General features: G+C 72.7%; 22 protein-coding genes. 11 read left to right on the top strand and 11 right to left on the bottom strand.

Annotation, left to right across the window (positions count from 1 at the left end; genetic code table 11):
* Nucleotides 1-6 precede the first annotated feature (6 nt).
* Nucleotides 7-669, bottom strand: coding sequence for a phosphoserine phosphatase SerB (serB, locus tag DSM26151_RS07545; RefSeq protein ID WP_234658975.1), 663 nt, complete (start codon nucleotides 667-669; stop codon nucleotides 7-9).
* A complete protein-coding gene (locus DSM26151_RS07540) occupies nucleotides 666-1,913 on the bottom strand; it encodes a glucose-1-phosphate adenylyltransferase (RefSeq protein ID WP_234658974.1) in 1,248 nt (415 codons plus the stop codon). Before DSM26151_RS07540 ends, serB begins: the two co-directional genes overlap by 4 nt.
* Before the next feature lie 79 nt (nucleotides 1,914-1,992).
* On the opposite strand from DSM26151_RS07540, the gene glgA reads away from it, so the two are divergent.
* The 3 genes from glgA to DSM26151_RS07525 all read left to right on the top strand — a co-directional run bounded on the left by glgA (nucleotide 1,993) and on the right by DSM26151_RS07525 (nucleotide 4,380).
* Nucleotides 1,993-3,183, top strand: coding sequence for a glycogen synthase (gene glgA / locus DSM26151_RS07535; protein WP_234658973.1), 1,191 nt, complete (start codon nucleotides 1,993-1,995; stop codon nucleotides 3,181-3,183).
* A 51-nt stretch (nucleotides 3,184-3,234) separates the two neighbouring features.
* Entirely contained in the window at nucleotides 3,235-4,023 is a 789-nt protein-coding gene (locus tag DSM26151_RS07530; protein ID WP_234658972.1) for an ABC transporter ATP-binding protein, read from the top strand.
* A gap of 108 nt (nucleotides 4,024-4,131) precedes the next feature.
* Nucleotides 4,132-4,380: a type B 50S ribosomal protein L31 gene (locus DSM26151_RS07525; RefSeq protein ID WP_234658971.1), complete on the top strand. Its 249-nt coding sequence runs from the start codon at nucleotides 4,132-4,134 to the stop codon at nucleotides 4,378-4,380.
* Between the two features lie 93 nt (nucleotides 4,381-4,473).
* Here DSM26151_RS07525 and DSM26151_RS07520 read toward each other — a convergent pair whose 3' ends face one another.
* Together DSM26151_RS07520 and DSM26151_RS07515 are read right to left on the bottom strand one after the other, a co-directional pair.
* Entirely contained in the window at nucleotides 4,474-4,962 is a 489-nt protein-coding gene (locus DSM26151_RS07520) for a hypothetical protein (RefSeq protein WP_234658970.1), read from the bottom strand.
* A gap of 83 nt (nucleotides 4,963-5,045) precedes the next feature.
* Complete coding sequence (locus tag DSM26151_RS07515; RefSeq protein WP_234658969.1) at nucleotides 5,046-5,747, bottom strand: exonuclease domain-containing protein; 702 nt, start codon at nucleotides 5,745-5,747, stop codon at nucleotides 5,046-5,048.
* A 61-nt stretch (nucleotides 5,748-5,808) separates the two neighbouring features.
* On the opposite strand from DSM26151_RS07515, the gene DSM26151_RS07510 reads away from it, so the two are divergent.
* Together DSM26151_RS07510 and DSM26151_RS07505 are read left to right on the top strand one after the other, a co-directional pair.
* Nucleotides 5,809-6,717: an alpha/beta fold hydrolase gene (locus DSM26151_RS07510; RefSeq protein WP_234658968.1), complete on the top strand. Its 909-nt coding sequence runs from the start codon at nucleotides 5,809-5,811 to the stop codon at nucleotides 6,715-6,717.
* The gene (locus DSM26151_RS07505) at nucleotides 6,714-7,811 is read left to right on the top strand and encodes a glycosyltransferase family 4 protein (RefSeq protein WP_234661771.1); all 1,098 of its coding nucleotides are present in this window, start codon (nucleotides 6,714-6,716) and stop codon (nucleotides 7,809-7,811) included. The genes DSM26151_RS07510 and DSM26151_RS07505 overlap by 4 nt, the downstream gene beginning before the upstream one ends.
* A gap of 48 nt (nucleotides 7,812-7,859) precedes the next feature.
* Here DSM26151_RS07505 and DSM26151_RS07500 read toward each other — a convergent pair whose 3' ends face one another.
* Nucleotides 7,860-8,459: a histidine phosphatase family protein gene (locus DSM26151_RS07500; RefSeq protein ID WP_234661770.1), complete on the bottom strand. Its 600-nt coding sequence runs from the start codon at nucleotides 8,457-8,459 to the stop codon at nucleotides 7,860-7,862.
* Nucleotides 8,456-9,235: a Sir2 family NAD-dependent protein deacetylase gene (locus DSM26151_RS07495; protein ID WP_234661833.1), complete on the bottom strand. Its 780-nt coding sequence runs from the start codon at nucleotides 9,233-9,235 to the stop codon at nucleotides 8,456-8,458. The genes DSM26151_RS07500 and DSM26151_RS07495 overlap by 4 nt, the downstream gene beginning before the upstream one ends.
* 187 nt (nucleotides 9,236-9,422) lie before the next feature.
* On the opposite strand from DSM26151_RS07495, the gene DSM26151_RS07490 reads away from it, so the two are divergent.
* Together DSM26151_RS07490 and DSM26151_RS07485 are read left to right on the top strand one after the other, a co-directional pair.
* The gene (locus DSM26151_RS07490; protein ID WP_234661769.1) at nucleotides 9,423-10,229 is read left to right on the top strand and encodes a TrmH family RNA methyltransferase; all 807 of its coding nucleotides are present in this window, start codon (nucleotides 9,423-9,425) and stop codon (nucleotides 10,227-10,229) included.
* A 14-nt stretch (nucleotides 10,230-10,243) separates the two neighbouring features.
* Nucleotides 10,244-11,572, top strand: a complete 1,329-nt coding sequence (locus DSM26151_RS07485) for a D-alanyl-D-alanine carboxypeptidase family protein (protein ID WP_234661768.1) — start codon at nucleotides 10,244-10,246, stop codon at nucleotides 11,570-11,572.
* A gap of 7 nt (nucleotides 11,573-11,579) precedes the next feature.
* Here the strand turns inward: DSM26151_RS07485 and DSM26151_RS07480 are convergent, their stop codons facing one another.
* Nucleotides 11,580-12,380: an SGNH/GDSL hydrolase family protein gene (locus DSM26151_RS07480; protein WP_234661767.1), complete on the bottom strand. Its 801-nt coding sequence runs from the start codon at nucleotides 12,378-12,380 to the stop codon at nucleotides 11,580-11,582.
* 96 nt (nucleotides 12,381-12,476) lie between these two features.
* Here DSM26151_RS07480 and DSM26151_RS07475 point away from each other — a divergent pair, with 96 nt between their 5' ends.
* Both DSM26151_RS07475 and DSM26151_RS07470 read left to right on the top strand, forming a co-directional pair.
* On the top strand, nucleotides 12,477-14,177 hold the full coding sequence (locus DSM26151_RS07475) for a DUF389 domain-containing protein (RefSeq protein ID WP_234661766.1): 1,701 nt from the start codon (nucleotides 12,477-12,479) through the stop codon (nucleotides 14,175-14,177).
* An 80-nt stretch (nucleotides 14,178-14,257) separates the two neighbouring features.
* Nucleotides 14,258-16,084, top strand: a complete 1,827-nt coding sequence (locus DSM26151_RS07470) for a DEAD/DEAH box helicase (RefSeq protein ID WP_234661765.1) — start codon at nucleotides 14,258-14,260, stop codon at nucleotides 16,082-16,084.
* A gap of 55 nt (nucleotides 16,085-16,139) precedes the next feature.
* Here DSM26151_RS07470 and DSM26151_RS07465 read toward each other — a convergent pair whose 3' ends face one another.
* On the bottom strand, nucleotides 16,140-17,378 hold the full coding sequence (locus DSM26151_RS07465) for a trans-sulfuration enzyme family protein (RefSeq protein ID WP_234661764.1): 1,239 nt from the start codon (nucleotides 17,376-17,378) through the stop codon (nucleotides 16,140-16,142).
* A 108-nt stretch (nucleotides 17,379-17,486) separates the two neighbouring features.
* On the opposite strand from DSM26151_RS07465, the gene DSM26151_RS07460 reads away from it, so the two are divergent.
* Together DSM26151_RS07460 and DSM26151_RS07455 are read left to right on the top strand one after the other, a co-directional pair.
* Complete coding sequence (locus DSM26151_RS07460) at nucleotides 17,487-17,963, top strand: Lrp/AsnC family transcriptional regulator (protein ID WP_234661763.1); 477 nt, start codon at nucleotides 17,487-17,489, stop codon at nucleotides 17,961-17,963.
* Between the two features lie 181 nt (nucleotides 17,964-18,144).
* A complete protein-coding gene (locus DSM26151_RS07455; protein WP_234661762.1) occupies nucleotides 18,145-19,239 on the top strand; it encodes a VIT1/CCC1 transporter family protein in 1,095 nt (364 codons plus the stop codon).
* Nucleotides 19,240-19,274: 35 nt separating this feature from the next.
* On the opposite strand, the gene DSM26151_RS07450 is transcribed toward DSM26151_RS07455, so the two are convergent.
* From DSM26151_RS07450 to DSM26151_RS07440, 3 genes are all read right to left on the bottom strand, one after another.
* Nucleotides 19,275-20,147 carry a DUF3097 domain-containing protein gene (locus DSM26151_RS07450; RefSeq protein WP_234661761.1) on the bottom strand — a complete coding sequence of 291 codons (873 nt, stop codon included), beginning with the start codon at nucleotides 20,145-20,147 and terminating at the stop codon, nucleotides 19,275-19,277.
* A gap of 53 nt (nucleotides 20,148-20,200) precedes the next feature.
* On the bottom strand, nucleotides 20,201-21,367 hold the full coding sequence (locus DSM26151_RS07445) for an MFS transporter (protein ID WP_234661760.1): 1,167 nt from the start codon (nucleotides 21,365-21,367) through the stop codon (nucleotides 20,201-20,203).
* 90 nt (nucleotides 21,368-21,457) lie between these two features.
* The gene (locus DSM26151_RS07440) at nucleotides 21,458-24,949 is read right to left on the bottom strand and encodes an error-prone DNA polymerase (RefSeq protein ID WP_234661759.1); all 3,492 of its coding nucleotides are present in this window, start codon (nucleotides 24,947-24,949) and stop codon (nucleotides 21,458-21,460) included.
* Nucleotide 24,950: the final 1 nt, after the last annotated feature.

Below are 24,950 nucleotides of genomic sequence, written 5' to 3'. Positions count from 1 at the left end.
AGCGGGTCAGCCGCGCAGCCCGGCGAGCGCGAGCACGCCGCTGAGGTCGACCCGGTCGATCGCGACATCCGCCTGCGCGCGGACGACTGGCTTCGCGCAGAACGCGACGCCGATCGCGGCGCGCTCGAGCATCCGCAGGTCGTTCGCGCCGTCGCCGACCGCGATCGTGCGCGACAGCGGCGTGCCGGATGCCGCCGCCCACTCCTCGAGGCTCCGACGCTTGGTCTCCGCGTCGACGATGTCGCCGAGCACGCGACCGGTGAGCCGGTCGCCGGCGACCTCGAGCCGGTTCGCACGGCAGAAGTCGAGCCCGAGCCGATCGGCGAGCGGGTCGAGCAGCTCGTGGAATCCGCCGCTGACGACGCCGACGAACCCGCCGGCGGCGTGCACCCCGTCGATGAGTTCGTGGACGCCGGGCGTCGGTGTGAGCCGGTCGCGGGCGGCGAGCACCTCGGCGACCGGCAGGCCGGCCAGCGTCGCGACGCGTTCACGCAGGCTCGCGGCGAAGTCGAGTTCGCCGCGCATCGCGCGCTCGGTCACCGCAGCGACGTGCTCGAGGCTGCCCGCGGCCTCGGCGAGCAGTTCGATCGCCTCCTCGCGGATCAGCGTCGAGTCCGCGTCGAGCACCACGAGCGGGCCGCCGCGGCGGCCCGGGGCGGCGGCGCTCACGCGTTCTTCCGGACGGTGGAGCCCTTGCCGACGACCGTGATGCCGCTGTCGGTCACGACGAAGCCGCGCGCGAGGTCCTCCGCGCGGTCGACCCCGATGCGCGCGCCCGGCTCGACGACGACCTCCTTGTCGAGGATGGAACGCCGCACGGTCGCGCCCGCCTCGATGCGCGCCCGGTCGAACAGGATCGAGTCGGACACGTTCGCGCCCGAGCCGACGGCCGCCCACGGTCCGAGCACGCTGCGCTCCACGTGCGCGCCCGAGATCACCGACCCGAGCGAGACGATCGAGTCGATGACGGTGCCGAGGGATCCGCGCGCGTCGCGCGTGAACTTCGCGGGCGGAGAGTTCACCTGCTGGCTGAAGATCGGCCACTCCCGGTTGTAGAGGTTGAAGATCGGCATGACCGAGATCAGATCCTGGTGGGCTTCGAAGAAGGAGTCGATGGTTCCCACGTCGCGCCAGTAGTACCGGTCGCGGTCGGTGGAGCCGGGCACGTCGTTGCCCTTGAGGTCGTAGACGCCGGCGGCGCCCTGCGCGACGAAGGCGGGGATGATGTCGCCGCCCATGTCGTGGCTGGAATCGGTGCGCTCGCCGTCGCGGAGCACGGCGTCGATGAGGGCATCGGCGTTGAAGACGTAGTTGCCCATCGAGGCGAGCACCTCGCCGGGCGAGTCGGGAAGGCCGACCGGGTCGCTCGGCTTCTCGAGGAAGCGGTGGATGCGCTCGGGTGAGGCAGGGTCGACCTCGATGACGCCGAACTGGTCGGCGAGGCCGATCGGCTGACGGATCGCCGCGACCGTGGCCTCGGCGCCCGAGTCGATGTGCGCCTGGATCATCTGGCTGAAGTCCATGCGGTACACGTGGTCGGCGCCGACGACGACGATGATGTCGGGCTGCTCGTCGTAGATGAGGTTGAGGCTCTGCAGGATCGCGTCGGCGGACCCGGAGAACCAGCGCTTGCCGAGCCGCTGCTGGGCGGGAACGGATGCCACGTACGAGCCGAGGAGGCCGTCGAGCCGCCACGTCTGGGACACGTGCCGGTCGAGGCTGTGGGACTTGTACTGGGTGAGGACGACGATCTGGCGAAGACCGGAGTTCACCAGGTTCGAGATGGCGAAGTCGACGAGTCGGTACTGTCCGCCGAACGGGACCGCGGGCTTGGCCCGGTCCTCGGTGAGGGGCATGAGGCGCTTGCCCTCGCCGCCGGCGAGCACGATGCCGAAGATCTTCCGAGAGGCCATGCGACCAGCGTAGCCAGACGGATGCCGCGGAGGGCGGACGATTGACGGCGGATCCCCGCAACGGGCTAACGTTGCCCGCATGCGCGTCGACCTGCTCACCCGCGAGTACCCGCCCGAGATCTACGGCGGCGCCGGCGTCCACGTCGCCGAACTGGTCCGGGCGCTCCGCGACGACCTGGACGTGCGGGTGCGCTGCTTCGGTGCTCCGCGCGACGAGCCGGGCACCCGCGCGTACGCGACCCCGGCCGATTTCACGGGCGCGAACGCGGCGCTGTCGACCATGGGCGTCGACCTGCTCATGGCACAGGACGCCGAGGGCGCCGACCTGGTGCACTCGCACACGTGGTACGCCAACTTCGCGGGGTTCACCGCGAAGCGCCTGCACGGGATGCCGCACGTGCTGACCGCGCACAGCCTCGAACCGTTGCGGCCGTGGAAGGCCGAGCAGCTCGGGGGCGGATACCGGGTCTCGAGCTGGGTCGAGCGGACCGCGTTCGAGGACGCCGATGCGGTCGTCGCGGTGAGCGAGGGCATGCGCCGCGACATCCTGCGGTCCTACCCGGCGCTCGACCCGAGCCGGGTCGAGGTCGTCCACAACGGCATCGACCTCGAATCGTGGCGGCCGAGCAGCGACGCCGACCTGGTGCGATCGCTCGGCGTGGACCCCGACCTGCCGTCGATCGTGTTCGTCGGCCGCATCACCCGGCAGAAGGGGCTGCCATTCCTGTTGCGCGCGGCGCGCTCCCTGCCGGACGGGGTCCAGCTCGTGCTGTGCGCGGGGGCGCCCGACACGCCCGAGATCATGGCGGAGGTCTCGGGGCTCGTCGCCGAACTCGCCGGGACCCGTCGCGGCGTCGTCTGGATCGACCGCCACCTGCCGCGCGTCGAGCTGACGGCCCTGCTGACGGCGGCGACGTGCTTCGTCTGCCCCTCGGTGTACGAACCGCTCGGCATCGTGAACCTCGAGGCCATGGCGTGCGGCGCCGCCGTCGTCGGCACGGAGACCGGCGGGATCCCCGAGGTCGTGGAGGACGGCGTCACGGGCGTGCTCGTCCCGATCGAGCAGCGCGACGACGGCACCGGGACGCCGCTGGATCCCGACCGGTTCGTCGCCGACCTCGCCGACGCGCTCGCGCGCGTGGTCGCCGACCCCGACCGGGCCCGGGCGATGGGAGCCGCGGGCAGGATCCGCGCCGAGCAGCACTTCGCGTGGGGGGCGATCGCCCAGCGCACACGCGACCTGTACGCCCGAGTTCTGTCCGAAGCGTGACGGCTCGGGGCTGCGCGGGAGCGCGCCATCCGTCCCACTAGCATGGTTTGCATGGCGTCTACGGTTCTGCGGTTCCAGTCTGTGTCGGTCGTTCGCGACGGCAACACGATCCTCGACGGGATCGACTGGAGCGTCGACGCCGACCAGCGCTGGGTGATCCTCGGACCGAACGGTGCGGGCAAGACGACGCTGCTGCAGATCGCGGCCGCGGCCATGCACCCCACTCGCGGCACGGCCGAGGTGCTCCAGGAGCCGCTCGGCAAGGTCGACGTCTTCGAGCTGCGCCCGATGATCGGGTTCGCGTCGACCGCGATGGCCCGGCAGATCCCGCGCAACGAGTCGGTCCTCGACACGGTCATCACCGCGGCCTACTCGGTGACCGGTCGATGGAACGAGGAGTACGAGACCATCGACGACCGTCGTGCGCAGCGCGTGCTGAAGGAGTGGGGACTCGACGGATTCGCCGAGCGCCGCTTCGGCAGTCTCTCGGACGGCGAGCAGAAGCGGGTGCAGATCGCGCGCTCGGTCATGACCGACCCGGAGTTGCTGCTGCTCGACGAGCCGGCCGCGAGCCTCGACCTCGGGGCGCGCGAGGAACTGGTCGCGCTGCTCGGCGGGTACGCGTCGTCGCCGGCCTCGCCGGCCATCGTGATGGTGACCCACCACGTTGAGGAGATCCCGCCGGGCTTCACCCACGCGATGCTGCTGGCCGACGGCGGGATCCGTTCCGCCGGCCCGATCGCCGAGGCGCTGACGTCGGAGACGCTGAGCGAGACGTTCGGCATGCCGATCGAGCTCGCGGAGCGCGACGGCCGCTTCACGGCACGCGCCGCCCGGTGACCCACCGAGACACGCGTCTCTGCTAAAATCGTGTTTTGGCCAAAGGCCGACACGCTTCCCTGCCCTCGCGGCGGGGCGACCCCAACATCCGATCAAGCAAGGATTCTCATGAAGACCGACATCCACCCCGAGTACAACGCAGTCGTCTTCCGCGACCTCGCCTCGGGCGAGACGTTCCTCACCCGCTCGACGGTCACCAGCGACAAGACCATCGAGCTCGACGGTGCGACCTACCCGGTCATCGACGTCGAGATCTCGTCGGCGTCGCACCCGTTCTACACGGGCAAGCAGCGCATCATGGACTCCGCCGGCCGCGTCGAGAAGTTCAACAAGCGCTTCAAGGGCTTCGGCGCCTGACCCACGCGTTGCCTTCGGGGCGGTCGACCACGGTCGGCCGCCCCGTCGTCGTCCCCGCGTCCGTCGTCTCCCGCGCCCATCGCCCCCGCGTCGTCACGACCGCGATCGGGTGAGCCCCACGGCCCAATCGAGTGCCGCCGTCTGCGCGTCGTGCGCGCTGACCCGGCCGGCGTCGAGGTCGTCGGCGACCTCGAGCAGCCGGCGAGCGGCCTCGCCGTCGCCCGGCCCCTCGTCGAGGACCGACCTCGCACGGTCGACGAGCTCGCGCACCGAGATCCGCTCGTGGAGGAACTGGGTCGCGAGTTCGCGCAGTGCGAGTGCGACCGTCACCGGCGAGGTCACCTCGGGCATCGCGACGCCGAGCTCGTCGAACGCGCGGCCCAGCGCTTCGCGCAGCACCCAGGGCGAATCGGCGTCCGACATGCCGGCGAGCTCGTGCAGCGACGGCACGTCGAGTCCCGCGACGCTCGCCTCGACGGCCGCGTCGATGAGGAACCCGGGCGGCGCATCCCCGAGGATCCACAGCGCGCTCGCCTCGACGAGTGCGTCGGTCGGAGTGCGTTCCGTCCCGTGCGCGGCCATGCGCACAGGATCGCACGGACCGCGCCGCGCCGCGATGGTCTTCCGGCCCGACCCTGGGCGCGCGGCTCGACCTGCGGGCGCGGTCAGCGCAGGGGCCAGGCGCCCGACGCGGTGAACTCGGGTTCGCCGTTGCCGCGCCGCCACTCCTGGTAGCTCTCGGCCTGCTCGCGCGACCACCCGACCTGGCGTCGGTGCAGGTCGCCGACGGCGATGCCGGCGAGATCGGGATTCGCGCGGACGATCGCCTGCGCCACCCGGCCCGCGGCGATCGCGTCGGCTCCGGCGTCGTGCGCATCCGTCAACTCGACCCCGTAGTGCTCGCATGCGGCGGTCAGGGTGCGCTTGCCGCGCCGGTACCGGTCGACGGCGCGGTCGATCACGTAGGGGTCGACGACGTGCGCCGGACCGCGGAACGCCTCGTGGCCGTACCGTTCGGCCTCACGGTGCAGCACCGACAGGTCGTACGCGGCGTTGTACGCCACGATCGGCAGCCCGCGGTCGGCGGCCGCGCGCAGTGCGGCGATGATCTCGGCGACCGCCTGTGCGGCGGGTGCGCCCTCGAGCCGGGCCCGCTCGGTGGTCACGCCGTGGATGAGCGTCGCAGCCGTGGGGATCTCGACGCCGGGGTCGACGATCCACTCGCGTTGCTCGAGCACGGCGCCATCGACGCCGATGACGCCGACGTGCGCGGTGACGATGCGGCACGTGTCGATGTCGATGCCGGTGGTCTCGAGGTCGAAGACCGCGAGGGTGTCGGCCCAGGATGCGTCGGGGGAGTGCTCCATGCCGGTCACGGTATCGGCGGCCGACGACAGCGCTCGGCCGCCGCGCCGTAGGATTGCAGCGATGATCGCCTCGCCGTACGCCCTCGACCTCGCGCGGATCCCAGTCCGCGAGCATCGCGCCCGGGTGCACGGCGCCGAGACCTCCTGGTGGGAGTACGGCCCGGCCGACGGCGAGCTCGTCGTGGCCGTGCACGGCTTCCGCGGCGACCACCACGGCCTCGAGCCGATCGTCGCGAAACTGCCCGGGTACCGGGTCGTCATCCCCGACCTGCCCGGCTTCGGCGCATCGTCGACCTTCGCCGATGCGGCACACGGCATCGAGGCGTACGCGGCCTGGCTCGCCGAGTTCGTGCAGGCCTGCGGCGCGACGGGGCAGACGGGCGGCGGCCGCGGCTGGAGCCTGCTCGGGCACTCGTTCGGCTCGATCGTGGCCAGCGCCGCCGTGGCATCCGGTCTCGCACCCGATCGGCTGATCCTCGTCAACCCGATCGGTGCGCCGGCGCTCGAGGGCCCGCGGGCGATCATGACCCGGCTCGCGATCTGGTACTACCGCGCCGCTGCGGCCCTGCCCGAGCGGGCCGGCTTCGGCCTCCTGCGCAACAGCGCGATCGTCCGGCTCATGTCGGTCACGATGGCCAAGACCCGCGACCGGGAGCTGCGCAGGTTCATCCACGACCAGCACGACCGGTACTTCTCCGCGTTCGACGACCGCGATGCGGTGCTCGAGGCGTTCGAGGCATCCGTCTCGCATGACGTGCGCGAGTACGCGCCCGCGATCACCGCGCCCGTGCTCCTCGTCGTCGCCGAACAGGACGACGTCACGCCGCTCGCAGCCCAGCGCCGGCTCCAGCCCATGTTCGCCGACGCGACCCTGGCTGTGATCCCGGGCGTCGGCCACCTCATCCACTACGAGACCCCCGGGCAGGCGGCCGCGGCCATCCGCGTGTTCGTCGAGGGGGAGCGGGCGTGAGGATCCTCGTCGACTGCCGGTACGTCCGGGTCGGCCAGCACGACGGCATCAGCCGGTTCACCGCGGGCCTGGTCGACGAACTCGCGAAGCGGCATCCGCTCACGATGCTGATCAGCGACCACCGCCAGTTGGCGAACCTGCCCGCCCTGCCCTGGGAGCTCGTGAGCCCGCCCACGAGCGTCCGGGAACCGTGGGTCGCCAGGCAGGTCCGCAAGCTCGCGCCCGACGTGGTGTTCTCGCCCATGCAGACCATGGGCTCGTGGGGCCGCACGTACGGTCTCGTCCTCACCCTGCACGACCTCATCTACTACGAGAACCGCACTCCGCCGCGCGACCTGCCGGCGTTCGTGCGCGGGCTCTGGCGGCTCTACCACCTCGCCTGGTGGCCGCAGCGGATGCTGCTGAACCGCGCCGATGCGGTCGTGACCGTCTCCGAGACCACCGCGGGCCTGATCCGCCGGCACCACCTCACGAAGCGGCCGCTCACGGTCGTGCCGAACGCTGCCGACGCACTCGGCACGCCCGACCTGCCACGGCAGCGCCCGACCGGCGGCCGCCTCGTCTACATGGGCTCGTTCATGCCGTACAAGGGCGTCGACACGCTCGTGCGCGCCGTCGCGAGCCTGCCCGACCACGAACTGCACCTCATGAGCCGCATCGGCGACGAGGAACGGCAGCGCCTGACCCGGCTCGCCCCCGAGGCGCGCCTGGTGTTCCACGACGGCGCGACCGACGATGAGTACGCCGCGATCCTCGAGGGGGCGACGGCGCTCGTGACCGCGTCCCGGGCGGAGGGCTTCGGCATCCCGCTCGTCGAGGCGATGCGACTGGGCACCCCCGTGGTGGTCACCGACATCCCCATCTTCCGGGAGATCGGCGGCGACGCCGCCGTGTACTTCCCGGCGGGTGAAGCGGATGCCGCGGCACGGGCGATCACGGGCCTCGACGCCCCGGGGGAGTGGGAGCGCCGCTCCGCGGCATCCGTCGCCGCAGCCGAACGGTTCACGTGGTCGGCCTCGGCCGAGAAGCTGCTCGAGCTCCTGCTCGAGGTCGGCGGGACCGGCGGGCGAGCCGCGCACGCTCGACGCCACTGAGCGGCGGTCGGCGCCGCGCTCCGGCGCGCCCGTCGAGTCGGGCGCCGGTCACGCCGACGCCGTGGGCTCCGCGAACGGCAGCGCGTCCGAGTCCTCGAGATCGAGCAACCCCTCGGCCACCCGGAACCGGTGCAACGACCCGTTCGCGACCGACCCGCTCGGCAGCGCACCCCTGCCGAGCACGTGCAGCAGCACGGACTGGATCACCCCGCCGTGCGTGACCGCGACCACCGCACCGCCGCGATGCGCGACCGAGAGGCGCTGCATGGCGGGGACGGCCCGCCCGATGACCGCGGCGCGCGGCTCGAGCCCGGCGACGGGAACGGCCTCGGACTGCATCCGCCGGCGTTCGGCGACCGTGAGGCCCTCGAGGACGCCGTGCCGGCGCTCCTGGATGCCCTCGAGCACGTCGGGCCCGGGCAGCTCCAGCGCGCTGGCGATGATCGCCGCCGTCTCCGACGCCCGCGCGAGCGGGCTCGTCACGACCGCGCCCCACGGGCCCGCGCCGGCCAGCCGCAGCGCGGCCTCGTGCGCCTGCACGCGGCCGACGTCGTTCATCGGGATGTCGGTCGAACCCTGGATGCGCCCCTCGCGATTCCAGTCGGTCTCTCCGTGGCGCACGAGCACGACCGTCGTGGCCGTGCTCACGCGAGCGCCCTCGCCATCGCGACGAGCGTCGGAGTCGCCCCCGCATCGAGCTTCAGGGTCGCGCGCGCGTCGCCCTTCGTCACGCCGCGGTTCACGATCACGATCGGCGTGCGGCGACGTCGCGCGATCTCGAGCAGCCGGATCCCGGAGTTCACCGCGAGCGACGACCCCGCGACGAGCAGCACGTCCGCTCCCTGCACGAGCGCCGCAGCCTGCCGGTACACCGGCGTCGGCACGAACTCGCCGAAGAACACGACGTCGGGCTTCAGGATCCCCCCGCACACGGTGCACGACGGGATGACCATGGCGTCGACGTCCTCGACCGCCACGTCGCCGTCGGGTGCCAGCCGGATCGCGACGTCGAGGTCGACCTGCGGGTTCAGTTCCGCGAGCCGGTCCGCGACCGACTGCCGTGCGAACACCTGGCCGCACGACAGGCACACGACCCGGTCGGAGGCGCCGTGCAGTTCGACCACGTGCGTGCTGCCGGCCCGGCGGTGCAGGCCGTCGACGTTCTGCGTCACCACGCCCGAGACGACCCCGGCCGCCTCGAGGCCGGCAAGCGCCCGATGCCCGTCGTTCGGCCGCGCTGCGCCGAAGCTGCGCCACCCCAGGTGGCTGCCCGCCCAGTACCGGCGGCGCGCCCCCTCGGACGCGAGGAACGTCTGCACCGTCATCGGGGTCCGTGCCGGCGCACCCTCGCCGCGATAGTCGGGGATCCCCGAGTCGGTGCTCACCCCGGCGCCGGTCAGGACGGCGACGCGGGCGCCGCGCATCAGGTCGAGCGCCGCGTCGAGCAGCACGTGCGGGCGGTCGTCGGGCTGCCCGCCCGACGCCGCATCCGGCCTCGCCGGCACCTCGATCCCCGTGACCACGTACGTCTCCCTCCGACGGTGGTGCGATTCTAGACGTGCGGGTTTTCCGTCGTGTTTCCACGACCGCCCGCATCGACCGGAAGGCCACATGCGCATCGAACACGTCACCGACGCGGCATCCGACGCCGTCGCGGACTACGCCCGCCTCACCGACGTCGCCCTGCGCAGCATCAGCGAACCCGAACGCGGCATCTTCATCGCCGAGTCCGCGAAGGTCATCCGGCGCGCCATCGCGGCCGGGTACACGCCCCGGTCGGTGCTCATGGAGGCGAAGTGGCTCACCGACCTCGAACCGCACCTGGCTCCGTTCGACATCCCCGTGCACCTCGCCGACGCCGCCGGCCTCGAGGCGATCACGGGCTACCGCGTGCACCGCGGGGCGCTCGCCGCCTTCGAACGCCCCGAGCTGCCCGACCCCGGGGTGCTGCTGGCGAGCGCCCGCCGGGTCATCATCCTCGAGGACATCGTCGACCACACCAACGTCGGCGCGATCATCCGGTCCGTCGCCGCGCTCGGGGCGGACGCCGTGCTCGTCACGCCGCGCTGCGCCGACCCCCTCTACCGCCGCAGCGTGCGCGTGAGCATGGGGACCGTGTTCCAGGTGCCCTGGACCCGCCTTCCCGAGTGGCGGTCCGCCCGAGACCTGCTCACCCGGCACGGATTCCACGTCGCCGCCCTCGCGCTCGCCGACGACGCCGTTGCGTTGCGCGACCTGGCCGCAGCCCCGCCCGAGCGGCTCGCGTTCGTGCTCGGCGCCGAGGGCGACGGGCTCTCGCGCCAGGCGCTCGAGGCCGCCGACGCGACCGTGACCATCCCGATGGCGCACGGCGTCGACTCCCTCAACGTGGCGGCAGCCGCAGCCGTGGCGCTGTACGCGCTGGCCGAGGCCGGGTGAGTATCCTGCAACGGATGTCACGCACCACGGAACCGGCACCGAACGCGCCGCCCGCACCCTCGCATCGCCCCTCGAAGGCCGTGTACCGGCGACGCCGGATCGTCGTGTTCGGCGCCCTCGCGGTCGTGCTCGGGCTGCTCGTCGGAGCCGGCGTGTACGCCGATCGCGCACTCGGCGCGCCCGTCCCGTTCGCGGTGCCCGCCATCGACGATCCGGAGCCGATCGCCGCCGAGGCGACGGTCGTCGTCGAGCCCGGGTTCGGCACGTGGGCGGTCGGGGCGACCGGATTCGACGGCTTCATGGCGGCGGGGGGCGAGGACACGCCCATGCCGATGGCGAGCATCGCGAAGGTCGTCACGGCGCTGCTGGTGCTGCAGGAGCATCCGGTGGGGGAGGGCGAGGCGGGCCCCGAGATCGCGTACACCGGTGCCGACGTCGACATCTACTGGGACATGGTCGCGCAGAACGGCTCGGTGGCCCCGGTCGTCGCGGGCTCGTCGCTCTCGCTCGTGGAGAGCCTCGAGGCGATGATGCTGCCCTCCGGCAACAACTACAGCATCTCGCTGGCGAACTGGGCGTTCGGCTCCGTCGACGCGTACGTCGATCGGGCGAACGCGTGGCTCGCCGAGCAGGGGCTCGCGCAGACCCGCATCGCCGACTCCAGCGGGCTGTCGCTCGCGAACGTCAGCACCGCGGCCGACCTCGTGCGGCTCGGCGGAATCGCGCTCCGGGATCCGGTGCTCGCCGACATCGTCGCGACGCAGTCCGTGGAGATCCCCGAGCTCGGGACGATCGAGAACACCAACGGCCTGCTCGGCACGCACGGCGTGGACGGCATCAAGACCGGAACCACGGATGACGCCGCGAACCTGCTGTTCTCGGCAGACGTCGCCGTCGACGACGAGCAGGTCACGCTCGTCGGCGTCGTCCTGGGCGGTGAGACCCACGCCGCGGTGCGCGGCGCCGTCGCCGCGCTCGTCGACTCGATCGGCCCCGGGTTCCGGACGGTGGACGCACTCGAGTCCGGCCGTCCGCTCGCCGCCTACGCCACGCCGTGGGGGCAGACCGCGACCGCGCGCGCGACGGAGGGCGTGAGCGTGCTCGTCTGGTCGGACACCGCGGTCGACGTCGCGGTCGAGGCGGACCCGCTCCACCTGGCCGATGCCGGCGACGAGGTCGGCACGGCGACGGTCACGGCCGGCGGCGAGGTCGTCACGGTTCCGCTCGAACTGGATGCCTCGCTCGATGATCCGGGCACGTGGTGGCGACTGACGAATCCGGGAGGGCTCGACGAGGGTGCGGCGGCGGTGCAGCCGAGCCCGAGGCCGACGCCGTCCGGCTGAGCACCGGTCAGTCCGCCGGCGTCGCCCGCGGTGCGTCGTAGGGTCCGGCATCCGGTCGCTTGGCCGTGACGAAGTCGCCCGACGACTGATGGCGGATCCGGCGGATCACCCACGGGACGAGGTACTCGCGCGCCCACGAGAGGTCCTCCGTGCGCGCCGTGCGCCAGGAGCGTTCCGGCAGGGGTTCGGGCTTCATGGGCTCGAGATCGTTCTCGACGTTGAGCGCGCGGAGGACCATCCGCGCGACCTCGTGGTGGCCGAGCGCGTTCAGGTGCAGGCGATCGGCAGCCCAGAACCGCTGGTCCTGGATCTCGGTGAGCGCCCACTGGTCGGCCACGATGCAGTCGTGCTTCTGCGCGATCGCGCGGAGGTTCTCGTTGTACACCGCGACCTTGCCGCGGATGCCGCGGAACACGGGGGAGAAGCCGACGTCGACGCCGGTGAAGATCACGATCGTGGCGCGGTCGCGGGCGAGCCGTTCGATCGCGTACTCGAATCGCGCGGAGATCTCGTCCGGGTCGGTCCGCGGACGGATGACGTCGTTCCCGCCCGCGGAGATCGTGATCAGGTCGGGCCGGAGTTCGACCGCCGGCTCGATCTGCTCGTCGATGATCTGCTGGATGAGCCTGCCCCGGATCGCGAGGTTGGCGTAGGCGAAGTCGTCGCTGCCGCGCGAGAGCACCTCGGCGACGCGGTCCGCCCAGCCGCGGTGCCCGCCCGGCACGCCGGGCTCGGGGTCGCCGATGCCCTCCGTGAACGAGTCGCCGATGGCGACGAACCGCGACCATGGGTGCTGCTGGGTGACCATCCCACCATTCTGCACACGCCCGGGGCCGCCGCGGCCCCGCCGCGTCCGCGCGCACCTGTGCGGCAATATGCTGAGCCGACAGCGAGCGGAGGCGAAGTGGAACCGGACGACGCGACCGAGGTGGTCGATCCCGACGCGAACATCCGTCTGAGGGGCCAGTTCCGTGCGGCCGTCGCGGCCGTGTCGAACGCCGTCGGGCTGCGTGGGCTGGCGTGCATCGTGGGTGGAACGGTCGTCCTGCTCCTCCCGGACGCGACGACGACGCTCGTGGTCGGAACGCTCATCGCGTTCCTCGCCGGCAGCGGGCTGCTCGATCTCGTCTACACCGCGTCGGGCAGGCGGTGGTTCGGTCGCCGCATCAACCGGGTGCTCGCGGGGCTCCGCGGGCTCGCGGTCCTCGGGCTCGCGGTGGCGGCGGGATTGCTCGCCTACGCCGGTTCCGGCGAGCTCACCCTGACGCTCGCGACCGGACTCATCGGGATCTACGTCGGCATCCGCGGCATCGTCGCGATCGTGTCCGCGGTCCTCAGGAGGCGCGAGCACGACCCGCTTCCCGCGATCGCCGGTGGCGCGCTCGCGGTCGTCGCGGGCGTCCTGGCGTTCGCGGTGCCGGCATCCATCGCCTCGACGGTCATCGTCACGGCGGCCATCGCCGCATTGATCGTGGGCCTCATCCTCATCTCGTGGTGCCTTCGCCGCAGCGCGCACGCCGCGCGCGACGCGCGCGCGGCGGACGGTGCCGGCGGTCCGGTTCGGACCGGCCTCGACCCGGCGACGGCATCCATCTCGGCCGTGCTGTGGGACTGGATCGAAGGCTCCGACATCGGGCGCAAGGTCCGCGCCGAACAGGCGAACGGGCTCTACTTCGAACGACCTCAGCGGCTCACGAAGCTCGGGACGTGGTGGGTCATGCTCGTGCTGTCGGTCGCGATCGCGACGTTCGCGGTGCTGGCCGACTCGACGGCCGTCGTCATCGGGGCGATGCTCGTCGCGCCCCTCATGACGCCGATCCTCGGCCTGTCCGCGGCGCTCGTCAACGGCTGGGGCCGGCGGGCCCTCGAATCAGGGGTCCTCGTCGCGGCCGGTGCCGCGGTCTCGATCACGCTCGCCATGGGCATCGCCGCCTGGTCGCCGGTCGCCGTCTCCTTCGCGACCAACTCGCAGATCGTCTCGCGCGTCTCGCCCAACACCATCGACCTGCTCATCGCCCTCGCGGCCGGAGCGGCGGGTGCCTTCGCCACGGTCAATGCGCGTGTGGCGAGCGGCATCGCCGGCGTCGCGATCGCGGTCGCGCTGGTTCCCCCGCTCGCCGTCGTCGGGGTGAGCCTCGACGCCGGCCGGTTCGATGAGGCCGGGGGTGCGTCCCTGTTGTTCCTCACGAACTTCGTCGCGATCGTGCTCGCGGCGGCCGGGACGTTCGTCCTCACCGGCTTCGCACGTCCCTATGCGCTGCGGAACCGCCCGCGACAGATCCTCCAGACCGTCGCCCCGTTCGTCGCGCTCGCCGGCATCATCCTGCTTCCGCTCACGCTGACCTCGGAAGGGCTCCTGCTCGCAGAGACGCGCGAGCGCGACGCGCAGCAGACGGTCGAGGACTGGCTCGGCGAGGACAGCGACTTCACCGTCACGTCGGTGAAGGTCGACGGCACCGAAGTGCGGGTGACGATAACCGGCCCTGGCGACCCGCCCCGGCCGAGCGTCCTCCACGAGGCGCTCCAGGACGAGCTGGAGGACCAGGTCCGCCTGGCGCTCACGGTGGTGCCCGTCGAGGTCGTCGTCATCCCGTCGGGCGGATGACGGGCGTGCCCCGGTCGAGCCGGTAGAGCACGGGCCGTGGCGCGACCCGGCGTCGGCGGCCTCGACTACAGTGCTGCAGAGTGAGTACAGCGACCCCCTCCGGCACCCATCTGCCGGGCACCTCGGCCGCCGAGCACCTCTCACCCTCGTTCCCCGAACGTGCTGCGTGGGGTACGGCGTCGAAGCTGCGTGCGTGGCAGGCCGAAGCGCTCGAGCAGTACTTCGTGAACGAGCCGCGCGACTTCCTGGCCGCGGCGACCCCGGGTGCAGGCAAGACGACGTTCGCACTTCGGCTCGCTGCCGAGCTGTTCGCCCGGCGCAGCATCGATCGGGTCACGGTGGTCGCGCCGACGGATCACCTGAAGCGCCAGTGGGCGGATGCCGCGGCTCGCGTCGGCATCCGTCTGGACCCGGGTTTCCGCAACGCGCACGGCCGCGCGGCCAGGCACTACCACGGCGTCGCCGTGACCTACGCGCAGGTCGCCGTGCGACCCGCGCTGCACCGCGAGCTGACCGTCTCGGGGCGCAGCCTCGTGATCCTCGACGAGGTGCACCACGGCGGCGACGCCCTCTCGTGGGGCGAGGCGATCCGCGAGGCGTTCGAACCCGCGACGCGGCGCCTGTCGTTGACCGGGACCCCGTTCCGCAGCGACACCGCGCCGATCCCGTTCGTCGACTACGCCCCCGACGCCGAGGGCGTGCGCGTGTCGCGCACCGACTACGACTACGGGTACGGCCGTGCCCTCCGGGACGGCGTGGTGCGCCCGGTGCTGTTCATGGTCTACGCGGGCAGCATGCGCTGGCGCACCAAGGCCGGCGACGAGATGGAGGCCCGGCTCGGCGAGGACGCGACGAAGGACATCCACTCGGCCGCGTGGCGCACGGCGCTGGAGCCGTCGGGGGAGTGGATCCCCGCGGTCCTCCAGGCCGCGGACCGGCGCCTGAGCGAGGTGCGGCACGCGATCCCGGATGCCGGTGGGCTCGTGATCGCGACCGACCAGTCGGTGGCGCGCGCCTACGCCGAGATCCTCGAGGCCATCTGCGGTGAGAAGGTCACGGTCGTGCTCTCCGACGAGAAGGAGGCGTCGGGCCGGATCGAGGAGTTCTCGAACGGCACGAGCCGGTGGATGGTCGCGGTCCGGATGGTGTCCGAGGGCGTCGACGTGCCGCGCCTGGCGGTCGGCGTGTACGCGACGAGTTCCTCGACGCCGCTGTTCTTCGCCCAGGCGATCGGGCGTTTCGTGCGAGCCCGCAGGCGCGGTGAGATCGCGTCGGTGTTCCTGCCGAACGTGCCCGTGCTGATGGCGCTCGCGGGCGAGCTCGAGAAGCAGCGCGACCACGCGCTCGACCGCCGCTCGGGCGACGTCGACGACCCCGGCCTCGAGGACGGCCTGCTCGAGTCGGCCAACCGGGAGGACTCGGCCTCGGACGAACTGCAGGACGAGTTCACCTGGCAGGCGCTCGGATCGGATGCGAACTTCGACCGCGTCGTCTTCGACGGCGCCGAATTCGGCACCTTCGCCGAGCCGGGCAGCGACGAGGAGCTCGACTTCATCGGCATCCCGGGGCTGCTCGAGCCCGAGCAGGTCTCCGAGCTGCTGCGCCACAGGCAGGCGCGTCAGGCTCGGCGCGCGGCCGACCGCCGGAAGCACGCGGCCGCGGGCGGCGGGGAGGGCGAGTCCGAGGCGGATGCCGCGGAGCCGGTCGCGCTCTACCGGACGCTGAAGGAGCAGCGTGCACTGCTGAACAGCCTCGTCGGGCTCTACGCGCGCCAGAACGGTCAGGCGCACTCGATGGTGCACGCCGAGCTGCGGCGCGCGTGCGGGGGACCTGAGGTCGCCCAGGCGACGGTCACGCAGTTGCAGGCGCGCATCGAACGGCTTCGCCGGCGGCTCTCGGGTCGTTGATGCGCTCGATCCGGTCGCGGGCGGCGGACGCCGGCGTGGCGTCCGCCGGCATCCGCTACGAACCCATGGGGCCGGGCGTCCGGCTCGTCGCGTAGGCACCGGCCGCAGCGTCGGTCTCCCACGCCGCGTCGAGGGCTGCGAGGAGGTCGGCGGCGAGGTCGTCGACGTGCTCGAGCCCGATCGAGAGGCGCACGAGGTTGCCGTCGGGCTTCGCCTCTGCAGCCACGGGTCGGTGCGTGAGCGACGCGGGGTGCTGCACGAGCGAGTCCACCCCGCCGAGCGAGACCGCGTGGGTCACGAGCGAGCACGCCTCGGTGAACCGGCAGGCGGCGTCGAAGCCGCCGCCGAGTTCGAGCGCGATGATCGATCCGGGGCCCTCGAGCTGCCGGCCGAGCAGGCCCTGCGGGTCCTGGCCCGGAAGCCCCGGGTAGCGCACGCGCTCGACCGCGGGGTGCGCCTGAAGCCGCGTCGCGAGCTCGGCGGCGGTCTGCTGCTGCGCACGCACCCGGATCGGCAGGGTGCGGATGCCGCGGTGGAGCAGGTAGGCCCCCATGGGGTGCAGCAGGCCCCCCGTCAGCGCGCGCACCCGACGCAGCCGTTCGACCCACTCGGCCGGTCCGGCCACGACGCCGCCCATCGCGTCGCCGTGACCGCCGAGGTACTTCGTCGCGCTGTGGAGCACGAGGGTCGCGCCGTGCTCGATCGGCCGCTGCAGGACCGGCGTCGCGAAGGTGTTGTCGACGAGCAGCGGCACCCGCCCCGCCGCATCGGCCACCGAGCGGATGTCGACGAGCTCGAGGGTCGGGTTCGCCGGGGTCTCGACGACGACGAGCCCGGTGTCGGGCCGGATCGCCGCGGCGACGCCGGCGACGTCGGTCCAGGTCACGCTCGTTCCGAGCAGCCCGCTCTCCAGGACGTGGTCGGTGCCGCCGTAGAGCGGGCGGACCGCGACGACGTGCGGCGTGCCAGCGGTCGTCGCCGCGATGAGCACCGCCGACAGGGCCGCCATGCCGCTCGCGAACGCGACGGCGTCCGATGCGCCCTCCAGATCGGCCAGGGCGGTCTCGAAGCGGGCGACGCCCGGCTGCCAGAGTCGCTGGTAGACGGCCGACCGACCCTCGGTGAGGCGCCCGCCGGTTGCGAGCTCTTCGTAGGAGAGCCCCCCGTTCTCGACGTCGCCGAGCGGATTCGTCGTGGAAAGATCGATGGCAGGCACATGGGAGCCCTGCTCGCGCACCCCCGTCATCCCTGAGTGGACGGCGCGGGTCTCGAGGTTGGACGACGGTGTCAACATGCGAGCAGGCTACAGAATCTGCAAGCTGTTCGGGGATCTTGCGCAGGTTGTTCACCTGTCGAGAGAATCCTCGGAGAAACTGCGAAGTACGGCGAAGGGAACCCCACCATGGCGCAGAAGCCCGAACTCGACCGGGTCGACCGCGCGCTGCTCACCGCGCTCTCGGCCAACGCCCGCGCATCGGGCGCCGCGCTCGCGGCGGAAGTCGGCGTCGCAGAATCCACGGTCTCGTTGCGGCTGCGCCGGCTTCAGAGTCTCGGCACCGTCCGCGGCTATCGGGTCGACGTCGACCTCTCCTCCGTCGGCGTCTCGCTCCAGGCCCTCATCGCGGTCCGGCTCGTCAAGCACGACCGCAAGGAGATCGACGCGTTCCGCAACGCCGTCCCGCACCTGCCCGGCGTGCTCAGCGTGTTCCACATGGCCGGAGCCGAGGACTACCTGCTGCACGTGGCCGCCCGCGACTCGGAGGAGCTGCGGCAGTTCGTGCTGGCCCACCTCACCGGCCACCCTGCCGTCTCGCACACCGAGACCAACCTCATCTTCGAGCACGCCGAGGGCGACGGCTGGCAGAAGCTCGTCGGCTGAGCGGGGGATCCGTCTCGGGCCCGTTCGGGATTCCGAAATGCTGCCAATCCGGTCACGTCGCAGGGCGAGGTCGGCCGGGCACCGCTAGCCTTTCGCACGGCCCGATCGGGCCCGATCGTGATGAGGCGGGTGTCGTGCGCCGTCCGCGCCGCGGCACCCGCGACCGGACGGAGCACCCAGCATGACCGCCCCTGACCCCCAGGCGAGCCCCGCCGACCGCGCAAGGTGGCGTCGCTACCTCGCCGACGAACGCGCCGAAGCCGCCGTGTACCGCGAACTCGCGGCACGCCGCGACGGCGAGGAGCGCGAGATCCTGCTCGCCCTGGCCGCTGCCGAAGGCCGCCATGAGGCGCACTGGTTGCGACTGCTCGGCGACGACGAGCACCGCATCCCACGGGCCGACCTCCGCACCCGCATGCTCGCCGGCCTCGCCCGCACCTTCGGTTCGATCTTCGTCCTCGCGCTCGCGCAGCGCGCCGAGGCGCGATCGCCCTACTCGACCGATCCCGACGCCACACCCGCGATGGCCGCCGACGAACGCATCCACGGCGAGGTCGTCCGCGGTCTCGCGGCACGCGGGCGACGCCGGCTCGCCGGGACCTTCCGCGCCGCGGTGTTCGGTGCCAACGACGGACTCGTCTCCAACCTCGCCCTCGTGCTCGGCATCGGCGCCACGGGCGTCCCCGCACCGGTCGTCCTGTTCACCGGCATCGCGGGCCTGCTCGCCGGAGCCCTGTCGATGGGCGCGGGCGAGTACGTCTCGGTGCGATCGCAACGCGAACTGCTCGAGGCGTCCGCCCCCGACCCGACCGCCCGCGAGGCGCTCGGCGACCTCGACCTCGATGCCAACGAACTCGCGCTGGTCTACCGGGCTCGGGGCATGGGCGAACAGGACGCCGTCGAGCATGCCGCCCTCGTGCTCGCTCGCGTCCAGGCCGCTGAACGCGTCCAGTCGCCGACCGACGCGATGGGCACGGTCGAGCACGACGACGAAGCCGTCGGCACGGGCATGAGCGCCGCCGTGTCGAGCTTCCTGTTCTTCGCCTCCGGCGCACTCATCCCGGTGCTGCCCTGGATCCTCGGTATGACCGGCATCGCAGCGATCGCGACCGCGACCGTCCTCGTGAGCCTGGCACTGCTGCTCACGGGCGCGACCGTCGGCATCCTCTCCGGCGCCTCGCCCCTGAAGCGGGCGCTGCGCCAACTCGCGATCGGGCTGGGCGCGGCCGCCGTGACCTACGGGCTCGGGCTCGCGTTCGGAACGACGATCGGCTGACGCGCGCAGCGCGACGGGGTCGGCCGCGGCGCCGTTCAGCCCGCCGGGGTGGTCACGAAGTCGATCAGCTCCTCGACCCGCCCGAGCAGTGCGGGCTCGAGATCGCCGTACCCGCGGACGCGGCCGAGGATGCGCTGCCACGCACGCGCGATGTCGGCCTGGTCGGCGTGCGGCCACCCGAACGCGGCGCACACCCCGTGCTTCCATGAAGTCCCGCGCGGGACCACGGGCCACGCCTCACGACCGAGCCGGGCAGGCTTCACCGCCTGCCACACGTCGACGTACGGATGACCCACGACGAGGACGTGCCCGCGGTGGCGCCCGCGCATGACGGCCTCCGCGATGCGCTGCTCCTTCGAGCCCGCGACCAGGTGATCGACCAGCACCCCCACGCGGCGGCCCGGCCCCGGCCCGAACCCGTCGAGGATCGCGGCCAGATCGTCGACGCCCTCGAGGTACTCGACGACGACCCCCTCGACGCGCAGGTCGGCGCCCCAGACCTTCTCGACGAGCTCGGCATCGTGCCGGCCCTCGACGAAGATGCGGCTCGGCAGCGCGACCCTCGCCGGGCGCCCCGGCTCCACCGCGAACGAGCCCGACGCGGTGCGCACACGACCCTGCGGCGCGGCGGCCACCGGCGCCACGAGCCGCACCGGCTCGCCGTCGACGAGGAACCCGTGGCCGAGCGGGAACACGCGCGTCCGGCCGTGCCGATCCTCGAGGGTCACCAACTGCTTCTCGACCCGGACCACGGCGCCGCAGTACCCGTCGTCGGCGAGTTCGACGACGAGGTCCCGAATCGCCGGGACCTCCGGGGTCGCGCGCCGGCCCACCGCTCGCCAGTCGCCGGCGAGGACATCCTCGCCGTAGCGGTCGGGTCCGAACGGGTCGCGGTTCGCAGCAGGCACCGGACGAGGCTAGCGAACCGCGCCGCCCGATCCGGCACGACACGGCCGACGCGCTACGCGGGCGCCGCCCGAGCCGACCGGCGCACGAGGCCGCCGGTCCATGCCGCACCCGCGAACGCGATCCCCGCGGCGAGCGCGAACGCCCACGGGATGCCGAACGGCGCCGCGACGAACCCGAGCAGGATCGGACCGATCCCGAGGCCGAGGTCGACCGCAGCGCTCGCGGTCCCCGAGGCGATGCCGCGCTCCTCGGGCGCCGCCGTCGCGAAGACGGCGGCGAAGAACGCCGGCGTGCTGAACGTGATGCCGACGGCCATGACCGCGACGCCGGCGATGAGCCCCCACCGGTCCTGCCAGGCCGCCGCGACGAGGAGGCCCGCGCCGATCGTGACGAGCGCGCCGACCGCGAGCGGCAGCGGGCGCACGCGGTCCACCACCCGTGCGAACGCGACACGGCACACGACGACGATCACGCCGTACGTGACCAGGGCGGTGCTCGGGGCGGCGAACCCGACCCGATCGGCGTACAGCGTCGCGAACGCCACGAATCCGCCGACGGCGACCAGCGACGTGAGGAACCCGATGGACGGGGCGATCGCCGGCCGGTGCACGATGCGCAACGGAGCGCCACGGATCGGGCGCGTCGTCCGGGTCTCGCCGACGATCACCGACAGGCCGGCGGCGACCGTTGCGAGCACGGCACCGCCCAACCAGGCCGCACGGAACCCCGCGAGGTCGTACAGCACCTGACCGAGCACGGGGCCGAGCGCGATCCCCAGGTACAGTCCGAGCGAGTTGTACGACAGCGCCTCGCCCATCCGCGACGGCGGAGCGAGATCCGCGAGGGCAGCGAACCCGGCGACGAAGAACGCCGCCTCGGCGACCCCCGCGCCCAGCCGCAGCGCGATGATCACCCACAGGTCGTCGGTCACCGCCAGCAGGAGCAGGCAGAGCGCGGCGACGATCGCCCCGCCGAGCAGCAACGGGCGCCGCCCGTACCGGTCGGTCGCGCGCCCCGCGAACGGGCGCAGCACGAGCGCCGAGACGGCGAACACGCCCACTGAGAGTCCCGCGGCCGCTTCGTTCCCGCCGACCGGGCCGGTCACGTAGAGCGGCAGCGCGAACAGCGCGAGCCCGGCCGCCGAGAAATAGGCCAGCTCCGCGACGCCGAGTGCGATGAACGCGCGCGTGAAGAGCGGTTCGCGCGCGTCTCCGGTCACGATGCACACCCCCTTGCGGCGCAGCGCTCCGCACGTCCGGGCGAGTCCAGCGTACGCCCCGACGGGCGGATCCGCAGGGCGCCGGGCCCCTCAGCGGAAGTCCCGTGACCGGTTCGAGGTCGACACGGTGAGCGGTTCGAACCGGTCCGCGACGAGGTTCACGACGCCCTCGCGCGAACGTTCGAGGATGCCGCGGACGACCATCGCCGGGGCCTCGCGAGCGATGCGACGGTACCTCGTCCAGACCCCGACGCTCGCGATCACGTTGAGCGTTCCCGACTCGTCCTCGAGGTTCATGAACGTGATCCCGCTCGCGGTCGCCGGCCGTTGCCGGTGCGTGACGACCCCGCCGACCTCGATGCGACGGCCCGACTCCGTGCCGGGCAATCGGTCGATGCGCACCACCCCGCGCGCGTCGAGCCGGCCCCGCACATGCCGGATCGGGTGGTCGTCGGGCGAGATGCCCGTTGCCCAGAGGTCGTACACGACCTGCTCGGCGTCGTTGAGCATCGGCAGCAACGGCGGCTGCACGACGACGACCGAACCGGGAAGGTAGTCGGCGCGATCCTGCGCGGCCTCGCCCGCGAGCCACAGCGCCTGCCGCGGGCGCAGTTCGAAGCACTCGAACGCCCCGGCCGCGGCGAGCGCCTCGAGCTGCGTCGCATCGAGGTCGGCCCGCCGGGACAGGTCGGCCATGTCGCGGTACGGGCCGTGCGCGTCGCGTTCGGCGACGATGCGCTCGGCGACCGCGGTACCGATCGAGGTCACGTCGGCCAGGCCCAGGCGCACCGCGAACGCGCCGTCGCGGCGGTGCTCCGCCGAGCGGTCGGGCGCGTCGCGATCGAACCGGCCGACGGGCGGTTGCGGGCCGGCGCAGCCGGGCATGCCGGTGGGCGAGCGGATGCCACGGGCGCCGGTCGCGGCATCCGCTGCCGTGTCGGCGGGCTCCGACGCCTCGAGCCCCGCGTGCACACCCGAGCGCGCCAGGTCGGGGCGGCGCAGTTCGACGCCGTGCCGGCGCGCGTCGGCGGTGAGCGTGTGCGGCGAGTAGAACCCCATCGGCTGCGCTCGCAACAGCGCCGCGAGGAACGCCGCCGGGTAGTGCAGCTTCAACCACGAACTCGCATAGACCAGCAGTCCGAAGCTGATCGCGTGGCTCTCGGCGAACCCGAAGTTCGCGAACGCCTCGATCTTGGCGTAGATCGACTCGGCGACATCCGCTTCGATGCCGTTGCGTGCCATACCGTCGAACAGCTTCGCGCGCAGCCGCTCGATCTTCTCCACGCCCCGCTTGGAGCCCATCGCCCGGCGCAGCAGGTCGGCGTCGGCCGCGTCGCAGTCGCCGACCGCGACGGCCATCTGCATGAGCTGCTCCTGGAACAGCGGAACCCCGAGCGTGCGCCGCAGCACCGGTTCGAGCTTGGGGTGCAGGTAGGTCACCTGTTCCTCGCCCGTGCGGCGCCGGATGTAGGGGTGCACGGCTCCGCCCTGCACGGGGCCCGGACGGATGAGCGCGATCTCGACCACGAGGTCGTAGAAGCACCGGGGCTGCAGGCGGGGGAGCGTGCCCATCTGCGCGCGCGACTCGACCTGGAACACCCCGATCGAATCCGCCCGGCACAGCATGTCGTAGACGGCCCCCTCCTCCTTCGGGATCGTCGCGAGTTCCCACTGCTCGCCGGTGTGCTCGCGCACGAGGTCGAACGTGTACTGCAGCGCCGCGAGCATGCCGAGCCCGAGCAGGTCGAACTTGACCAGGCCCATCCAGGCGCAGTCGTCCTTGTCCCACTGCAGCACCGTGCGCTGCTCCATGCGCGCGTGCTCGATGGGGCACACCTCGCCGACCGGCCGATCGGTGAGCACCATGCCGCCCGAGTGGATGCCGAGGTGCCGCGGGAACGTCAGCAGCTGCTCGGCCAGCTCGACCACCGGCCCCGGGATGTCGTGCTCGTCGGATTCGACCACCGAACCCCAGCGCTCGACCTGCCGCGACCACGCATCCTGCTGCCCGGTCGAGTAGCCGAGCGCCTTCGCCATGTCGCGCACCGCGCCCTTCGGGCGGTAGCTGATGACGTTCGCGACCTGCGCGGCGTTCATCCGCCCGTACTTGCCGTAGACGTACTGGATGATCTCCTCACGCCGATCGGAGTCGAAGTCGACGTCGATGTCGGGCTCCTCGTCGCGCAGCGACGACAGGAAGCGCTCGAACGGCAGCCCGTAGAAGATCGAGTCGACCCCGGTGATCTCCAGCACGTAGCAGACCGCCGAGTTCGCCGCCGATCCGCGACCCTGGCAGAGGATGCCGCGACGGCGCGCCTCCTGCACGAGATCGTGCACGATGAGGAAGTAGCCGGGGAAGTCCTTCTGCTCGATCACGTCGAGCTCCTTCGCGAGCCGGTCGCGCACGTGACCCGGAACCCCCGGGTAGCGCAGCTCGGCACCACGTCGCACCAGTTCGCGCAGCCACGACATGGGCGTGTGCCCATCGGGCACGTCGAGCTTCGGCAGCCTCGGCCGGGCGCTCCGGAGCCGGAAGGACAGGTCGCGGGCGAGCGTCGCCGACTGGGCGACGGCACCCGGATGGCGCGCGAACCGCGCCAGCATCTCCGCACCCGAACGCAGGTGCCGCCCGTCGGACGCGGGCAGCCAGCCGTCGAGTTCGTCGAGGCTGCGCCGCGCCCGCACGGCGGCGAGCGCCGCCGCGAGACGATGCTCGTCGGGCGTCGCGTAGTGCACCGCGTTCGTCGCGAGCGCGGGCACGCGCGCGCGGGCCGCGAGCTCGGCGAGCACGTCGTTGCGCACCTGGTCGTGCGGGTCGCCGTGGTCGGTGAGTTCGACGACGATCTGGTCTCGGCCGAACACCGCGACGAGCCGGTCGAGCTCGCGCCACGCGGCATCCGCCCCGCCCTCGCCCGCGAGCGCCCGGCGCACCGCACCCTTGCGGCACCCGGTCGAGACCACCCACTGGCCGCCCGCGCGCGCGCCGAGGTCGTCGAGGTCGTAAACCGGGCGCCCCTTCTCACCGCCGGCGAGCTGGCCCGCGGTGATCGCCGCAGCGAGTCGGTGGTAGCCCTCCTCGCGCGCCGCGAGGACGAGCAGGTGATCGCCCTCGGGGTCGGCCGCACCCATCTGCGGCCGGCTGAGGCCGAACGAGAGCTCGGCGCCGTACACCGTCTCGAGCTCGGGGTACGCCTCGGCCGCCTCGGCGAACCGCACGATGCCGTAGAACCCGTCGTGGTCGGTGATCGCCAGCCCGGTGAGCCCCAGGCGGTGCGCCTCCTCGACGAGGCGCTCGGGCCCCGACGCGCCGTCGAGGAAGCTGAACGTCGAGTGCGCGTGCAGTTCGGCGTACGGGACGGCCGGACCGAGCGGTCGCGCCGGCCCGTCCCGCCCGTCCTCGCCCTCTGGAGGGCGATACGGATGCCGCTTCCGACTCCACCCCGGGGCGTCGCCGCCGTCACCGCGCCCGCCGCCCGGGCTGCGCGGCGCGTCCGCCCCGCCGCCCGACCCGCCCGGCCGCTGCCGATCGGAGAGCCGCCGCTCGAGCTCGCTCCACGGGATCTCGGGATTGTTCCACCCCACC

Source organism: Agromyces marinus, from assembly GCF_021442325.1.
In the GTDB taxonomy this organism is placed as follows: Bacteria; Actinomycetota; Actinomycetes; order Actinomycetales; family Microbacteriaceae; genus Agromyces; species Agromyces marinus.
Note: the sequence above shows the minus strand (reverse complement) of the source record. Positions and strands in the feature narration are given on the sequence as shown.